Below are 14,501 nucleotides of genomic sequence, written 5' to 3'. Positions count from 1 at the left end.
CTCCGTGCGCGAACTGTTCACGAGAACGGGTCAGGGTTGGCCGTCCGGGGTGGTGGTCGTGGTCGACGTCGGCGAGGGGACCGTGGTCGTCGTCGTGCTGGCCGTCGGGGGCACGGTCGATGTCGTCGTCGCGGTCGTGGACGTCGTGGTGGTCGTCGACGGACGCACCGTCGTGGTCGTGGTCGACGACGTGGTGGTCGTCGAGGGCCGTGGCGGCTTCGCCGTGGTGGTCGTCGTCGTGGTGGTGGTCGGCGTCGGAACCGGGGGCGGTGCACTCCACGGGAACGCGAAGACCGTCGGGCGGTAGCGAGACGGATGCGGCCACGCGTCGCGCAGCATGTTGCGGGCGTTGTTCGACACCGACACCACGGCCTGTCCGGCTGCGTCCCGCCACGGCAGGACGTGTGCGTGGTAGGTGTTCATCGTCGAATCCGCCCCGCGCGGGAGCAGCGGCCCCTGCTCGACGGTGGTCCACGGACCCCACGGATTGCGTGCGACGTCGAATTCGAACCGGTCGCCCCAGTACCCGTCGACCGCGGTGAACGCCACCCATTGACCGTCCATGAACCGGGGCTGGAACGGGAACTCGGCCCAATGCCGCTCGAGGAACGGCTCGGCGTCGCCACCGTCGCGGACCCAACCGCCGTCCGTCCAGAACTCGGGCTGATCGAAGAGTTGACCCCGCGACACCCGGGCGAGGTACATCTCGGTCCCGGAATGCGGCCCGTTGGCCCAGCCACCCTCGCGGGACAGGTTCTGCTCGAAGGTGTTCCCGAACAGATAGGTCCACTCACCCTGCGACTGGACCGTGTAACCGTAGATCGGACTCGCTCCACCCTGCGGTGCCGGGCGGAAGTCGAGCCGCTCCAACGTGCCGGGATCGTAGGTCCCGATGAATGTCGCTTCCGGGTGCCATCCGAGTCCGTCCGGCGGCTGAGGCTCGACCGGATCCTTGACCATCCGGGCCCAGAAGACGTGCAGCCGACCGTTGTGCACTTCGCCACCCATCGGCCAGTACCAGGTCGTGAGCGTGCGTGTGCCGGTGCCCGGCTCGAAGGGCGTGGGACGATCGGTGGTGCCGCTGTGCAGGAGTCGGAAACAACTCCCGTCCTGGACGAGCGCGGCGTTGTGCGCGAAGTTCGCCTGGTCGAGTGACCCGGCGGTGTTCGAATGGTCGATGAACGTGTCCTGGAAGAGCCACAGGTGCCGGTCGCCGCCGAGTGGATAGACGTGCTGGTAGTCCCAGCCGATCACCGGTCCCACGCGCTGCGCGAGAAAGGCGTCGAGCGAGCGCGGCGACGAATCGCGCGCACATCCGACATCGGTCGACACGTGCCCACCGGCCGTGGTGACCACGCTGTCGGCCCATGGCGCGGGTGGGGCATCGGGCGGAGGTGGTGGCGGGTCGACCGGGATCGGTCGCGCCATCACGGCCGGCTCCTCGTCCAGCAGCGGAGCGGTCGACGGCGGCTCGGTCGTGGTCGTGGTGGGTGCGGTCGTGCTGGTCGATGCGGCCGTCACCGTCGCCGCCGATTCGACGGTCTCGGGCGGCACCGTGGTCCGGTCGACGACCGGTCCCGTGTCTGCCGATTCGGACGCCCGATCGTCACTCTCGGTGCCGTCGTCGCGCACGGTGGATGCACCCGAAGAACGAACCACGCCCGACACCACGACGAGGCCGATGATCGCCAACGCGAGCCCACCGATGATCCATCGGCGATCGGTGGCGTATCGCGACCGAGAGCCCGTCTCTGGAGACGTCGCGGCAGGGATGTCCTGCGAATCGTCATCCATTCGCAACATTGTACGACGACGAGGTGGCCACGAGCGCGCGGGGCGCGGTTTCGGTCGGGACGCGCTGGGTAGCGTGTCGGCCATGGCCAATCCGCAGCTCTCACAAGCCGCCTTCGACAAACTGCAGGCGGAGTTCGACGATCTCACCACCCGCGGTCGAATCGAGGTGGCGAACAAGATCGAAGTCGCCCGCGAGGAGGGCGACCTCAAGGAGAACGCCGGCTATCACGCTGCCAAGGACGAGCAGGGCCACATGGAGGGCCGCATCCGCCAACTCGAGCACCTCCTCGAGAATGCGGAGATCGTGGAGGCTTCGCAGGTCTACACCATCGTCTACGAGGGGGATTCCGACGACATGGCCGAGCGTTACCTCATCGGCAACATGGAAGAAGTCGTCGACGGGGCTGACGTCATCAGTTCCACCTCGCCGCTCGGAGCCGCACTCGACGGGGCCGAGGAGGGCGCAACGATCTCCTACGACGCACCCAACGGCTCGCTCACCGTGAAAGTCCTGAAGGTCGACACGGTCTGAGCCAGCTCGACGACCCTCGAGACGTCGATCCGGATCCGCCGCCCGCCTCGCTCGGATCCGCCGACGAGGAGGTCCATGTCCGCGCGCTCGGACCCGACGTTCCGCCGTCGTCACCGGTCGAACTCCCGGACCGTGGCACGATCCCCGTCCGCGATTTCGGCCCCCGGGACGCGGACTCGACGATCGTGCTGCTCCACGGATGGACGGCGACCGCCGACCTGAACTGGTTCCGCTGCTACGACGCGCTGGCGGAACAGCACCGGGTCATCGCGTTCGACCAGCGCGGCCACGGAACGGGACTGCGCAGCAAACGGCGGTTCCGCCTGGAGGACTGTGCGGACGACGCCGTCGCGATCGCCGACGCACTCGGGATCGACCGATTCATCCCGATCGGCTACTCGATGGGCGGGCCGGTCGCCCAGCTCATCTGGCGACGCCACGCCGAGCGCGTCCGTGGGCTGGTCCTGTGCGCCACGGCGCCGGTGTTCTCGGTCGAACGGGTCGAACGGCTCTCCTTTCTCGGCGCCACCGGACTGGCCGCGCTCGCCCGCATCACTCCGGAACAAGCGAGGACGTGGCTCACCGACCAGCTGTACCTCCAGCGAAAGTCGCGCGACTGGGAACCGTGGGCCGTGCAGGAAGCGGCGAGCCACGACTGGCGGATGCTGCTCGAGGCCGGCACGGCGATCGGCGGATTCGACTCCACGCCGTGGATCTCCGAGGTCGACGTCCCCACGGCGCTGCTGATCACGATGCAGGACGGCGTGGTCAGCCGACGGCGACAGACGATGTTGTTCGACGCGTTGCCCGACGCAACCGTGTTCCGCATCGACAGCGACCACGGCGCGGCCGTCGAAGCGGCCGACGCCTTCGTGCCCGCACTCCTGCGCGCCATCGCCACCGTGGAACGCAGCTCGACATGACGAAACGGCGAACCGCTGCGATGGCCGTGCTGTTCGTCGGCGCCGCGACGGCGGTCGGTGCGATCGCCCTGGCACGTCGTGACGCCAACGGCCGGCTCGGCACGTCGTGGTTGGGACGCAACGCCCGACTCGCTCGGATGGGTGCGCGGGTCGGAGGCACGTACGCCACCACCGCCGCACGGAAGACCTTCGCGTCGGCAGAGCGCCGCGAAGAACTCGATCGCCAGCGAGAGTTCCGTACGGCCGAACAGGTGGCCGCGGACCTCGGGCAGATGAAGGGCGCGCTGATGAAGCTCGGCCAGATGGCGAGCTACCTCGACGACGGGCTCCCCGAACCGCTGCGCCTCGCGTTGGCCCAACTCCAGGCCGACGCACCACCGATGTCGACCGAACTCGCGCGCGCCACCGTCGAGGCCGAACTCGGTGCCCCGATCGACGAGCTGTTCGTCGAGTTCGATCCCGAACCGATCGCCGCGGCGTCGATCGGCCAGGTGCATCGGGCGATCGTCCGTCACGACGACGGAACCGAGCAGGCCGTCGCCGTGAAGGTGCAGTACCCGGGAGTCGCGGAGGCGATCGCGTCGGATCTGCGGAATGCCGACATGCTCGGCGCGCTGCTCAAGCAGAGCTTCGGCGGACTCGATCCGGCCGAGATGGTCGACGAGATCAAACTCCGACTGATCGACGAGGTCGACTACGTGCTCGAAGCGACGAACCAGCGCCAGTTCGCCGAGTACTACGAGGGTCACCCGTTCATCCGCATCCCCGCCGTGGTCGACCGGTACTGCACGGCACGCGTGCTCACCACCGAGCTGGTGAACGGTGTCCGCTGGTCGGAGATGCTCGAGCGCGGGCAGGAGACCCGGGATCGGGTCGGCGAGATCATCTTCCGGTTCGTGTTCCGGTCGCTCTATCGATTCGGGGCGTTCAACGGTGATCCCCATCCCGGCAACTACCTGTTCCACGACGACGGGACGGTGACGTTCCTCGACTTCGGACTCGTCAAGCACTTCACCGACGACGAACTCGCGACGTTCGGATCGATGGTGGAAGCGGCGGCGGTCGACCACGACGCTGTCGAGTTCCGTCGGATCGTCGAAGAGGCGGGGATGCTGCGTCCCGGCGCGCCGGTCGACACCGACGCCGTGGGCGAGTACTTCTCGGCGTTCTACGACATCGTGCGGACGGACCGGGAGATCACCTGGACCCGGGAGTACGCCAACTCGATCGTGCGACACACCTTCGACCGGACGAGCCCGATCAGCCAGTACGCCACCGTGCCGCGCGCCTTCGTCTTCATCCAGCGGATCAACCTCGGCCTGTACGCGCTGCTCGGAGAACTGGGCGCTCAGGGCAACTACCGGCGCATCGCCGCCGAACTGTGGCCGTTCGTCGACGCCCCGCCGTCGACCGATCTCGGCCGGGCCGAGGCCGACTGGCTCAGCCGCAACGGTCACACTCCCTGACGACAGCGACGATCGGAGCAGCGATAGCGTCCTCGCAATGCGTCGGACCACTTTCGCCATCTCGATCATCGCCGCCCTGTCACTCGCCGCCTGCGGTGGCTCGGATTCCGCCGGGGATTCCGAGTCGGCGGATCCCGCGGCGGACGTGGCCGACACCGGCGGCGAGAGCGCCGAGACGGACGCGGCGACCGATGACAGCGTCCCGGCCACCGATGCGAGTGCAGAGACCACCCCGCCGGCACCGTCCACGACGGAGAACCCGGACAAGCCCGAGGTCGAACTGCCCGCGGAGATGCCGACGGAACTCGAACGGACCGTGCTCGTCGAGGGAACCGGCGACCCCGCTGAAGCCGGCGACACCGTGATCGTCGACTACGTCGGCGTGCGCTCGTCCGACGGCGAGGAGTTCGACAACAGCTGGGACCGTGGCGAACCGTTCATTCTCGAACTCGGCACGGGCAGCGTGATCCAGGGTTGGGAAGACGGCCTGGTCGGCGCGCAGGCGGGCGAACAGGTCCAACTCGACATCCCGTCCGACCTCGCATACGGCGAAGCGGCTCGCGGGGAGGTCATCGGCGAGAACGAGAACCTCACGTTCGTGATCGATGTCCGCAACGTCGCCAAGGCGACCGACGCTCCGACGGAACCGGGTGTCGAACTCTCGACCGAGGAAGGTGTCGAGACGACGGAGTTCGAGGACCTCGTCGAGGGAAACGGCGATCCGCTCGAGATCGGTGACACCGCCGTGATCCGCTACGTCAACTTCCGCGGCGACAACGGCGTGGCGATCGAGCCCGCCTGGACCCCCCAGCCGCTGCCGTTCGACGAGAGCCTGCTCCCCGGCCTGGTCACCGGGATGGAGGGGATGAACGTCGGCGGAGTCCGTGCGATCACGATTCCGCCGGAAGAGGGCTTCGGTGTCGAAGGACGTCCCCAGAGCGGACTGCCCGCCGACACCGACATGATCTTCGTCGTCGAGCTCCTCGCCGCCTACTGAAAATCCAGGCCGAGGTCGAGCACTCGCGCGGAGTGCGTCAGTTCGCCGACGGCGATCAGGTCCACCCCGGTCTCGGCGACGGCGCGAGCCGTCGCGAAGGTCAGCCCGCCACTCGCCTCCAGCCGCACCGCCGGGTCGGTCTCGTCGCGGATCGTGACCGCTTCACGCATCTGGTCAGGCGTGAAGTTGTCGATCAGCACCTCGTCGGCTCCCGCCGCGATCGCCTCGCGCAGCCCGTCGAGTGAGTCGACCTCGATCTCGACCGGGATCGTCGCCTCGAGCGAGCGGACCCGCTCGTACGCGGCGGTGATCCCACCCGCAGCGGCGACGTGATTGTCCTTCACCAGCGCCATGTCCGACAGTCCCATCCGATGGTTGGCCCCTCCACCGCAGCGCACCGCGTACTTCTCGAGGGCGCGCAGGCCGGGCGTCGTCTTGCGCGTGTCGCGCACGGTCGCGCGCGTGCCGTCCAGCGCGTCGGCCCACCGGCGGGTGAGGCTGGCGACGCCCGACAGGTGACACAGCAGGTTGAGCGCAGTGCGCTCGGCGGTGAGGAGGAGACGAGTGGGAGCGGTGACCCGCGCGACGGCGGTCCCTGCGTCCACCCGCGATCCGTCGGCGACGAGCAACTCGACGTTGCTCGCCTCGTCCCCACAGACCGTCTCGACCACCGCGGCCACGATCGGGAGGCCGGCAACCACGCCCGACTCCCGCGCGCCGAACGTCGCGACGCTGCGCTGGTCGGCGGGAATCGTGGCTGTGGACGTGACGTCGACACCACCCATCAAGTCCTCCGCGATCGCCGAGCGGACGAGCGAGGCCACGGCGTCGGGATCGAGTCCCCCATCGATCAACTGCTCTCGCGTGTCGGTCGACACCGGATGAAACACGAACATCGGCCCGACCCTACGCGGGACGGTGCGCGCCCGACACAGTCCGTTCCGCTGTCACGCCGAGGTCGGCTCGGGACGGACCTCGACGGCGCCGGACGCGTCGAGCACGACTTCGAGGTGGCGGACCCACGCCGGCTCCGTGGCCGGATGATCGCTGCGACGATGGCACCCTCGGCTCTCCGTTCGTTCGAGCGCTGCGGACACGACAGCCGACGCCATCGTGAGCAGATTCGTCGCCTCCCACGATGCGCAGTTCGGCTCGACATCGGGGCTCGCGGCGCGGGTGAGGGCGCCCAACGACTCCATCGCGGTCGCCAGGCCGCCGGCATCGCGCACGACTCCGACATGGCGCGACATCGTCCGGCGCACCTCGCCCAACCGGTCGGGGCTCAGGAGGACTCCGGTGATGTCGGAGTCCGGTTCGTCGTCCAGTTGCGCAGGACGTGGAAGCTCCCACGCGAGATCGCGACCGACCCGCGTTCCTGCGACGATCGACTCGGTCAGGCTGTTCGACGCGAGGCGGTTCGCTCCGTGGACCCCGGTCGAACTGACCTCGCCGACGGCGAACAGACCGGGCAACGTCGTGGTGCCGTTCAGGTCGGCGGTGATCCCGCCGCAGCTGTAGTGAGCAGCGGGCGCGACCGGAATCCGGTCCACCGCCGGGTCGATGCCGATCTCGCGACAGGCAGCGTGGATGCTCGGGAAACGTTCGGCGAACCGCTCCCCCATGTGGGTGGCGTCGAGGTACACGTGGTCGTCGACGCCGGCGGGTGCGAGTGCCATCCGGGCACTGATCGCTGCCGACACCACGTCGCGCGGTGCGAGATCTTCCTGCGGGTGCACGCCCTGCATCACCCGCTCGCCGGCAGCGTCGAACAGGATGGCTCCTTCGCCACGTACGGCCTCCGAGACCAGTGCCTGCTGGCCGGTCGCACCGCGTCCGCGCCACAGCACGGTCGGGTGGAACTGCACGAACTCGACGTCCCGGGTCGGCAGCCCCGCGCGCAACGCCATCGCGATGCCGTCGCCGGTGACCGCCGGGGGGTTCGACGTCGATGCGAACACCTGGCCGTATCCGCCGCAGGCGATCACCACGGCGCGGGCCGTGATCGTGCCGACCGAGACGACGCCGCCGTGCTCGTCCATCTTCGCCACCCGAACGCCTCCGGCCTGGGGTGATCCGTCGGCGGAGCGGCCGACGACGAGGTCGAGCGCAAACGCATGGTTCAGCACCTCCGCTCCGGCTCCGACGGCCGACTGGTCGAGCGTCCGCTGCACCTCGGCGCCCGAGCGGTCGCCGCCGGAGTGGACGATCCGGTCGTGGCTGTGGCCACCTTCGCGAGTGAGCGCGATGTCGATGTCGAGACCGGGTCGCGGGACCGGGTCGTGGCTCGGGTCGAACGCTGCGCCGAGTCGCATCAGGTAGCGGATCGACATCGGCGCCTCGTCGACCAGTTGGCGGACGACCGCCTCGTCGCAGAGCCCCGCGCCGGCGACGAGCGTGTCGCGCACGTGGTTCTCGGTCGAGTCCGCGGGGTCGAGCACACCGGCGAGACCGCCCTGCGCCCACTGGGTCGATCCCGCTTCGAGGACGCCCTTCGTCACCACCAACACGCTGCGCACCGGACGCACGGCCAGCGCCGCGGACAACCCGGCCGCACCCGACCCGATCACCACGACGTCCACGTCGCGCGCCCACGTCGGAGCCGGTGCGGTCAACCGCCGAGGAAGCGCCATGGTCTCAGCTCATTCGGCGGTGGCGGAGGGCGTGCCGATCGCGATCATGCGTTCGACGGACCGGCGGGCGGCGTCGGCGATGTCACGGTCGACGGTGACCTCGTCCCGATCGTCACGCAGGCTGCGGAGCAACTTCGCCGGCGTGATCATCTTCATGTACTTGCACACCGCCGCCCGGTTGACCGGCTCGAAGTTGACGTCGGGCGCCGCCTTCTGGAGCTGGTGGATCATCCCGGTCTCGGTCGCGACGAGAACGGTGCTCGCTTTCGTCTCGCGGGCCGCGGTGATCATCCCACCGGTCGACAGGATCTTCGTCCGCTCCTCGGGCACGACACCTGCCCCCACGAGATACAGCGCGCTGGTCGCGCAGCCGCACTCGGGGTGGACGAACAACTCGGCGTCGGGCTCGGCTTCGACCCGGTCCTTCAGGTCGGCGCCGTTGATCCCGGCGTGCACGTGGCATTCGCCCATCCAGATGTGCATGTTCTCGCGCCCGGTGATTCGCTGCACGTGCGCTCCGAGGAACTGGTCCGGGCAGAACAGCACGTCGGTGTCGGCCGGGATCGACTGGACGACCTCGACCGCGTTCGACGACGTGCAGCAGATGTCGGTCTCGGCTTTCACCGCGGCCGTGGTGTTCACGTACGACACGACGACGGCGCCGGGATGCTCGGCCTTCCACGCCCGCAGCTGATCGGCGGTGATCGTCTCGGCGAGCGAGCATCCGGCACGTTCGTCGGGGATCAGTACCGTCTTGTCGTAGCTCAGGATCTTGGCCGACTCGGCCATGAAGTGGACCCCGCAGAACACGATCGTCGACGCGTCGACCTCGGCGGCGACCCGCGACAGACCGAGCGAGTCGCCGGTGTGATGCGCGATGTCCTGGATCTCGGGCAACTGGTAGTTGTGCGCGAGGATCACCGCGTCCTTCTCCTCGGCGAGCGCGAGCACCTGCTCGCGCCAGTCCGACGGCAGGAGGTCCACCTCGACTTCAGCATCGTGTGCCGGTGCGTGATCCGTGGATCCGGTCATGCTTCCAGCGTACGTCGGTCGGGCCGCCACGAATCAGTCGGTTCAGCCGGTGTCGGTCGAACCGGCTTGAATGAGTCGATGCCGCGCCCCACGACGCTCCTCGCCAGTGCCTTCTTCACCGGAGCCGGAGTGATGCACTTCGCCCGTCCCGATTTCTTCGAGTCGATCGTGCCCGACTGGTTCCCGGACAAGCGCTTGGCGAACCGAGCGAGCGGAGCGGCGGAGATCGCGCTCGGACTCGGACTTCTCCCGGCACCGATCAGGCGCTGGTCGGCATTCGGCCTCGTCGCCCTCACCGCCGCCGTCTTCCCGGCGAACGTCGACATGGCGATCCACGATGTCGAGGTCAAGCCCGTCGACGGAACCATGACCCGCTCGGTCGGAACCGCTGCAGGTTCGGGCCGGATCGTGAACTGGCTGCGCCTCCCGATGCAGGTCCCACTCGCGATCGGGGTGTGGCGGATCGCACAACGCTCGGCGCGCTGAAACGACGACCACCGGTTTCCACCCCGCGAACGGGCCGCCGTCGATCAGGCGCCGGCGAAGAACGCGCGGAGCTGGCGTTGGAAGACGACGAGGAACTCGTCATACAGCGGGCGGATCGAGCTCGCGGTCCACGTCACCGGCGTGAGCGCACCCGGAAGCTGTGGTTCCGAGCGCAAAAACCGCACCGCTGCCGCGGCCACCGTGAACGTCGTCGCGAGTGCATCGTCGCCGGCGGGCGAGTCGATCACAGGTAGATGGTCGTGCAGCACTCGCTCGAGGCGCCCGGCCTGCTGTTCGATCGAGTCGAGCGGCCAGAGCCGGCCGACGAGGTCGCCGACGTCATCGCACTCGAACGGCCCCCGGGTCACGATGACGCCCTCGGAGCGAGGCGGTGCCGGAACGTTCGCCGGCCGCAACCAGATGTCGGGACGCAGCTCGGCCATCCGGGCGCCTTCCATCGATGCTCGGAACGACCGCCGCTCGGCCGTGCTGCGGCGATCGGACTCGACGATGACCGACCACCACGTTCCGTCCCAGGATGCATCGATCACGCGACGACCGATGTCCTGCTCGCGCTGACGGTCCAGCAGCCGACCGGCGAGCTCGTACGACGCGTCGTCGGTGGTGAGTTCGCCCGAAGCGACCATCCGCGAGAGCGCGGTCCGCACGGTGCCGGGGCGGATGCCGAAGCGTTCCGCCAGGGCGATCAACGACCGCGCCGACTGCCTCGGCGGGTGGGAGCCGAGCAGCGAGGACAGAACCACCGACCGGGCGTTCAAGGGATCGATCCCCAGCTCGCTCACGGTTTCGTCCACCCCGTCGGTTCTGTTACCCCGATTGCGCACCACGAACAGATACTGTATCATGGAACCCGATGACGAGAACGACCACCGACCCCCTGGTCCCCACGGACGGCGAACTGCCGGAGGTGCTGCCGACGGAGCGGTTGAACGAGCGCGGAATGGCGCGCAATCCGTTGCGTGCGGACCTGCGCCGCATCGACGACCTCCGCAACATCGGCACCGTCATCGGGGCGCTCGTGCTGTCGGTCGGCGTCGCCGTGGCTGCGGGCTGGATCAACACATGGTGGTCCTACGTCCTGGCGTTCTTCCTGCTGGGAGGCGGCCACGCTCGACTGAACATCCTCGGCCACGAGGCAGCGCATCGGCTGTTGTTCTCGAATCGGCGCGCCAACGACTGGGTCGGACGATGGCTGCTGGCCTACCCGACGTTCCAGCCGTTCCAGTCGTACCGCCGCTCGCATTTCGCGCACCATCGCGACGAGATGGGCCCGGAGGAGCCCGACCTCGCGCTGTACCGGGGATACCCGATCACGCGGGACTCATGGCGGCGCAAGATGCGGCGCGACGCCCTCGGGAACAGCGCCTACAAGAACTTCCGTGGCCTCTACATGGCGGTGCGCCACGGCAATCACGACGCGCGCTGCATTCTCGGCATGCAGGTGGTGGCGTTGGCAACGACGATCGCTGTCGGTCGTCCGCTCGTGTACCTCGTGTGGATCCTGTCGTGGTCGACGCTCTGGCGGGTCTCCAACCGGATCCGTTCGATCGCCGAACACGGCGGCATGATCCGCTCCGGCGACCGTCGCCTGACGACTCACGTCATCCGCCAGTCGTTGCTCGCCCGGATGTGGATGGTGCCCTACAACACGGGCTGGCATCTCGCCCACCACGTCGACATGGGTGTCCCGTGGCGCAACCTGCCACGGTTCCACGACGAATTGGTCGCGTCGGGCTGGGTCACCCCCGACCTCGAGTACCCCAGCTACCGCGCCTTCATCCGCGCCGCCACGAGCCGCGACTCCGACCTCGCCCACGACCTCGGCGAGCGAACCGACGCCGGAGCGGGACTCTTCTCGCCGATCTCCTCGGACTGACCCAGGCGAACGTTCGGCGTCGTCAGTCGGCGAGCGCGACCGACAGCGCGTCCGCCGCGGCGATGACTGCGTCGCCGAACCGTTGACCGGGCTCACGGCTCAGCCGTTCGATCGGTCCGCTCACCGAGACCGCGGCGACGACGTCATCGCGACCATCGGCGACGGCCGCGCTCACCGACGCCACACCCGGCTCGCGTTCACCCACGCTCTCGACCCACCCGCCAACCGATGTCCCGGCGGAGAGGACGCGGCCGGCCGACCCGGCATCGAGCGGGAAGACGGACCCCTCGGGGACGATCCAACGCAGGCCATGTGGGGTCTCGAGCGACAGCACGCAGCGGCGTTGCGCGCCTTCGCGCACGTAGAGCTGCACGCTCTCGCCGGTGTCGTCGCGCAGGGTCGACAGGATCGGGCGTGCGCGCTCTGCGAGCGGAAAGCCCTCACGGGCACTCCGCGCGAGCGCGACCAGACCGTGTCCGAGTTCGTACCGGCCGTCGACGCCGCGCCGCAGCATTCCCTGCTGCTCGAGCGCGGCCGCCAGCCGGTGCACCGTGGCGCGCGGGAACCCTGTCGCCTCCTGGAGCCCTGGCAGCGACTGCGGACGATCCGCGACGGCCCGAACGATCGTCATCGCCTTGTCGAGCACGCCGACTCCCGTTACGATGTCCATATCCAGAGAAAGCTATCCCACATCGTGGGATCACGCAAGGAACGATGAGGAGATCAAACGTGGGCAAGACACTGCCGGAGAAGGTGTGGGAACGCCACCTCGTCCAGTCGGGCGACGGTGAGCCCGACCTCATCTACATCGACCTGCACCTCGTGCACGAGGTCACCAGCCCGCAGGCCTTCGACGGGCTTCGCCTCACCGGACGCTCGGTGCGCCGCCCCGAGTTGACGATCGCGACCGAGGACCACAACGTCCCGACCGAGAACATCGATCGTCCGATCGAGGATCCGATCTCGGCGAAACAGGTCGACACGCTGCGCGCCAACACCGCCGAGTTCGGCATCACCAACTTCCCGATGGGCGATCCGAATCAGGGCATCGTCCACGTGATCGGTCCTGAGCAGGGACGCACCATGCCGGGAATGACGATCGTCTGCGGCGACTCACACACCGCCACGCACGGGGCGTTCGGGGCGCTCGCGTTCGGCATCGGCACGAGCGAGGTCGAGCACGTACTCGCGACCCAGACGCTGCCGCAGGAACGTCCGAAGTGGATGTCGGTCAGGGTCGATGGCGACTTGCAGCCCGGGGTCACAGCGAAGGACGTGATCCTCGCGATCCTCGGCGAGATCGGCACCGGCGGCGGGCTCGGCCACGTGATCGAGTACCGCGGCTCGGCGATCGAGGCGCTGTCGATGGAAGGTCGGATGACCGTCTGCAACATGTCGATCGAAGCCGGCGCGAAGGCCGGCCTGATCGCCCCCGACCAGACGACCTTCGACTATCTGGAAGGTCGCGACGAGGTGCCTACAGGTGCCGAGTGGGACGCCGCTGTCGCCGATTGGAAGCAGCTCTTCTCCGACGACGATGCTGCGTGGGACAAGGAGATCGTGCTCGACGCTGCGCAGATCGCGCCGCACGTGTCGTGGGGAACCAACCCCGGCCAGGTCGCATCGATCGACACGCCGATCCCCGATCCGGCCAGCTTCGACAACCCCACCCAGCGCGAGACGATCGAGCGCGCGCTCGAGTACATGGGCCTGGAGGCGGGCACGTCGATGCGCGACGTTCCGGTCGACACCGTGTTCATCGGTTCGTGCACGAACAGCCGCATCGAGGATCTCCGGGCGGCAGCCGACGTGATGAAGGGTCGCACCGTCACGGTGCCTCGCGTGATGATCGTCCCCGGTAGCCACCGGGTGAAGGACCAGGCGATCGAGGAGGGCCTCGATCAGGTGTTCACCGCTGCGGGCGCCGACTGGCGCGAGCCCGGATGCTCGATGTGTCTGGCGATGAACCCCGACAAACTCGCACCGCGGGAACGAGCAGCATCCACGAGCAACCGCAACTTCGAGGGACGTCAGGGACCGGGCGGACGGACCCATCTGGTCTCCCCCGCCGTCGCGGCCGCCACCGCGGTGAAGGGCACGTTCTGTACACCTGCCGAGCTCGAGGCGGTGACGTCATGAGGGCGGTCCAGATCATCAACGGCACCGGCGTCCCGCTCAAGCGCAGCGACGTCGACACCGACCAGATCATCCCCGCCGTGTGGCTCAAGCAGGTCGAACGGACCGGCTTCGAGAAGGGTCTGTTCTCCGCGTGGCGCGACGAGCAGGACTTCGTCCTCAACGACGAGCGCTTCACCGGCGCGAACATCCTCGTCGCCGGGCCGGCGTTCGGCGTCGGGTCATCGCGCGAGCACGCCGTGTGGGCGATCCAGCAGTACGGATTCGACGCGGTGATCGCGCCGAGCTTCTCCGACATCTTCAAGAACAACTGCACCAAGAACGGCCTCGTGCCGGTCGTGCTTCCGGAGTCGACGGTCGAGGCGATCTGGGCGGCGATCGATGCGGATCCGCAGACCGCGATCGTGGTCGACGTCGAGCGGTTGGCCGTCGAGGTTCCCGCCGCGGGCATCGACGAAGCGTTCCCGATGTCGTCCGACGTGCAGCACCGTTTCCTCAACGGTCTCGACGACATCGGCATCACCCTCGGCAAGGCCGCCGCGATCGACACCTTCGAGTCGAACCGTCCCGCCTACCTCCGCTGACCGTTACGTAACGGGTCTGACCCG

The 14,501-nt window shown here is 68.5% G+C and carries 14 protein-coding genes; 8 read left to right on the top strand and 6 right to left on the bottom strand.

Annotated features, from left to right (window positions below; genetic code table 11):
- Nucleotides 1-30: 30 nt before the first annotated feature.
- Entirely contained in the window at nt 31-1,794 is a 1,764-nt protein-coding gene (locus ON45_RS23525) for a DUF5005 domain-containing protein (protein WP_051062961.1), read from the bottom strand.
- Between the two features lie 82 nt (nt 1,795-1,876).
- Between ON45_RS23525 and greA the strand changes: the two genes are divergently transcribed.
- Genes greA through ON45_RS12080 form a run of 4 tightly spaced genes read left to right on the top strand, consistent with a single transcriptional unit; the run spans nt 1,877 to nt 5,712 of the window.
- Nucleotides 1,877-2,326, top strand: a complete 450-nt coding sequence (gene greA, locus ON45_RS12095) for a transcription elongation factor GreA (RefSeq protein WP_040494187.1) — start codon at nt 1,877-1,879, stop codon at nt 2,324-2,326.
- Nucleotides 2,323-3,249: an alpha/beta fold hydrolase gene (locus ON45_RS12090; protein WP_083914858.1), complete on the top strand. Its 927-nt coding sequence runs from the start codon at nt 2,323-2,325 to the stop codon at nt 3,247-3,249. Before greA ends, ON45_RS12090 begins: the two co-directional genes overlap by 4 nt.
- Nucleotides 3,246-4,715, top strand: coding sequence for an ABC1 kinase family protein (locus ON45_RS12085; RefSeq protein ID WP_051062959.1), 1,470 nt, complete (start codon nt 3,246-3,248; stop codon nt 4,713-4,715). Before ON45_RS12090 ends, ON45_RS12085 begins: the two co-directional genes overlap by 4 nt.
- A gap of 37 nt (nt 4,716-4,752) precedes the next feature.
- A complete protein-coding gene (locus ON45_RS12080; protein WP_040494183.1) occupies nt 4,753-5,712 on the top strand; it encodes an FKBP-type peptidyl-prolyl cis-trans isomerase in 960 nt (319 codons plus the stop codon).
- Here ON45_RS12080 and nadC read toward each other — a convergent pair.
- From nadC to nadA, 3 genes are read right to left on the bottom strand one after another with little or no spacing between them, the layout of a single operon-like run.
- On the bottom strand, nt 5,706-6,608 hold the full coding sequence (nadC, locus tag ON45_RS12075; RefSeq protein ID WP_040494181.1) for a carboxylating nicotinate-nucleotide diphosphorylase: 903 nt from the start codon (nt 6,606-6,608) through the stop codon (nt 5,706-5,708). The two genes, ON45_RS12080 and nadC, sit on opposite strands and share 7 nt — an antisense overlap.
- Nucleotides 6,609-6,659: 51 nt before the next feature.
- Entirely contained in the window at nt 6,660-8,342 is a 1,683-nt protein-coding gene (locus ON45_RS12070) for an L-aspartate oxidase (protein WP_040494179.1), read from the bottom strand.
- A 9-nt stretch (nt 8,343-8,351) separates the two neighbouring features.
- Nucleotides 8,352-9,374, bottom strand: coding sequence for a quinolinate synthase NadA (gene nadA, locus ON45_RS12065; RefSeq protein WP_206537693.1), 1,023 nt, complete (start codon nt 9,372-9,374; stop codon nt 8,352-8,354).
- 78 nt (nt 9,375-9,452) lie between these two features.
- Here nadA and ON45_RS12060 point away from each other — a divergent pair, with 78 nt between their 5' ends.
- Entirely contained in the window at nt 9,453-9,860 is a 408-nt protein-coding gene (locus ON45_RS12060; RefSeq protein WP_040494177.1) for a DoxX family protein, read from the top strand.
- Nucleotides 9,861-9,904: 44 nt separating this feature from the next.
- Here the strand turns inward: ON45_RS12060 and ON45_RS12055 are convergent, their stop codons facing one another.
- Entirely contained in the window at nt 9,905-10,663 is a 759-nt protein-coding gene (locus ON45_RS12055; protein WP_158412375.1) for a PaaX family transcriptional regulator C-terminal domain-containing protein, read from the bottom strand.
- 71 nt (nt 10,664-10,734) lie between these two features.
- Between ON45_RS12055 and ON45_RS12050 the strand changes: the two genes are divergently transcribed.
- Nucleotides 10,735-11,757 (top strand): fatty acid desaturase family protein, encoded by a 1,023-nt coding sequence (locus tag ON45_RS12050; protein ID WP_040494175.1) that lies wholly within the window; start codon nt 10,735-10,737, stop codon nt 11,755-11,757.
- Nucleotides 11,758-11,779: 22 nt separating this feature from the next.
- Here the strand turns inward: ON45_RS12050 and ON45_RS12045 are convergent, their stop codons facing one another.
- Nucleotides 11,780-12,427, bottom strand: coding sequence for an IclR family transcriptional regulator (locus ON45_RS12045; protein WP_040494173.1), 648 nt, complete (start codon nt 12,425-12,427; stop codon nt 11,780-11,782).
- A gap of 59 nt (nt 12,428-12,486) precedes the next feature.
- Here ON45_RS12045 and leuC point away from each other — a divergent pair, with 59 nt between their 5' ends.
- Nucleotides 12,487-13,896, top strand: a complete 1,410-nt coding sequence (gene leuC, locus ON45_RS12040; protein ID WP_040494172.1) for a 3-isopropylmalate dehydratase large subunit — start codon at nt 12,487-12,489, stop codon at nt 13,894-13,896.
- The gene (gene leuD, locus ON45_RS12035; protein WP_040494171.1) at nt 13,893-14,477 is read left to right on the top strand and encodes a 3-isopropylmalate dehydratase small subunit; all 585 of its coding nucleotides are present in this window, start codon (nt 13,893-13,895) and stop codon (nt 14,475-14,477) included. The genes leuC and leuD overlap by 4 nt, the downstream gene beginning before the upstream one ends.
- The last annotated feature ends 24 nt before the right edge of the window (nt 14,478-14,501 follow it).

The sequence above is a fragment of the Ilumatobacter nonamiensis YM16-303 genome (assembly GCF_000350145.1).
GTDB lineage: Bacteria > Actinomycetota > Acidimicrobiia > Acidimicrobiales > Ilumatobacteraceae > Ilumatobacter_A > Ilumatobacter_A nonamiensis.
The sequence above is the reverse complement of the archived record's forward strand: the minus strand, read 5'-3'. Positions and strand labels throughout refer to the sequence as shown.

Bases quoted from the DNA above. Each gene is read 5' to 3' on its own strand.
- ON45_RS12050 (WP_040494175.1), top strand. From the start codon at position 10,735: ATGACGAGAACGACCACCGACCCCCTGGTCCCCACGGACGGCGAACTG.
- ON45_RS12070 (WP_040494179.1), bottom strand. From the start codon at position 8,342: ATGGCGCTTCCTCGGCGGTTGACCGCACCGGCTCCGACGTGGGCGCGC.
- ON45_RS12085 (WP_051062959.1), top strand. From the start codon at position 3,246: ATGACGAAACGGCGAACCGCTGCGATGGCCGTGCTGTTCGTCGGCGCC.
- ON45_RS12060 (WP_040494177.1), top strand. From the start codon at position 9,453: ATGCCGCGCCCCACGACGCTCCTCGCCAGTGCCTTCTTCACCGGAGCC.
- nadC (WP_040494181.1), bottom strand. From the start codon at position 6,608: ATGTTCGTGTTTCATCCGGTGTCGACCGACACGCGAGAGCAGTTGATC.
- ON45_RS12045 (WP_040494173.1), bottom strand. From the start codon at position 12,427: ATGGACATCGTAACGGGAGTCGGCGTGCTCGACAAGGCGATGACGATC.
- nadA (WP_206537693.1), bottom strand. From the start codon at position 9,374: ATGACCGGATCCACGGATCACGCACCGGCACACGATGCTGAAGTCGAG.
- greA (WP_040494187.1), top strand. From the start codon at position 1,877: ATGGCCAATCCGCAGCTCTCACAAGCCGCCTTCGACAAACTGCAGGCG.
- ON45_RS23525 (WP_051062961.1), bottom strand. From the start codon at position 1,794: ATGGATGACGATTCGCAGGACATCCCTGCCGCGACGTCTCCAGAGACG.
- ON45_RS12080 (WP_040494183.1), top strand. From the start codon at position 4,753: ATGCGTCGGACCACTTTCGCCATCTCGATCATCGCCGCCCTGTCACTC.
- leuD (WP_040494171.1), top strand. From the start codon at position 13,893: ATGAGGGCGGTCCAGATCATCAACGGCACCGGCGTCCCGCTCAAGCGC.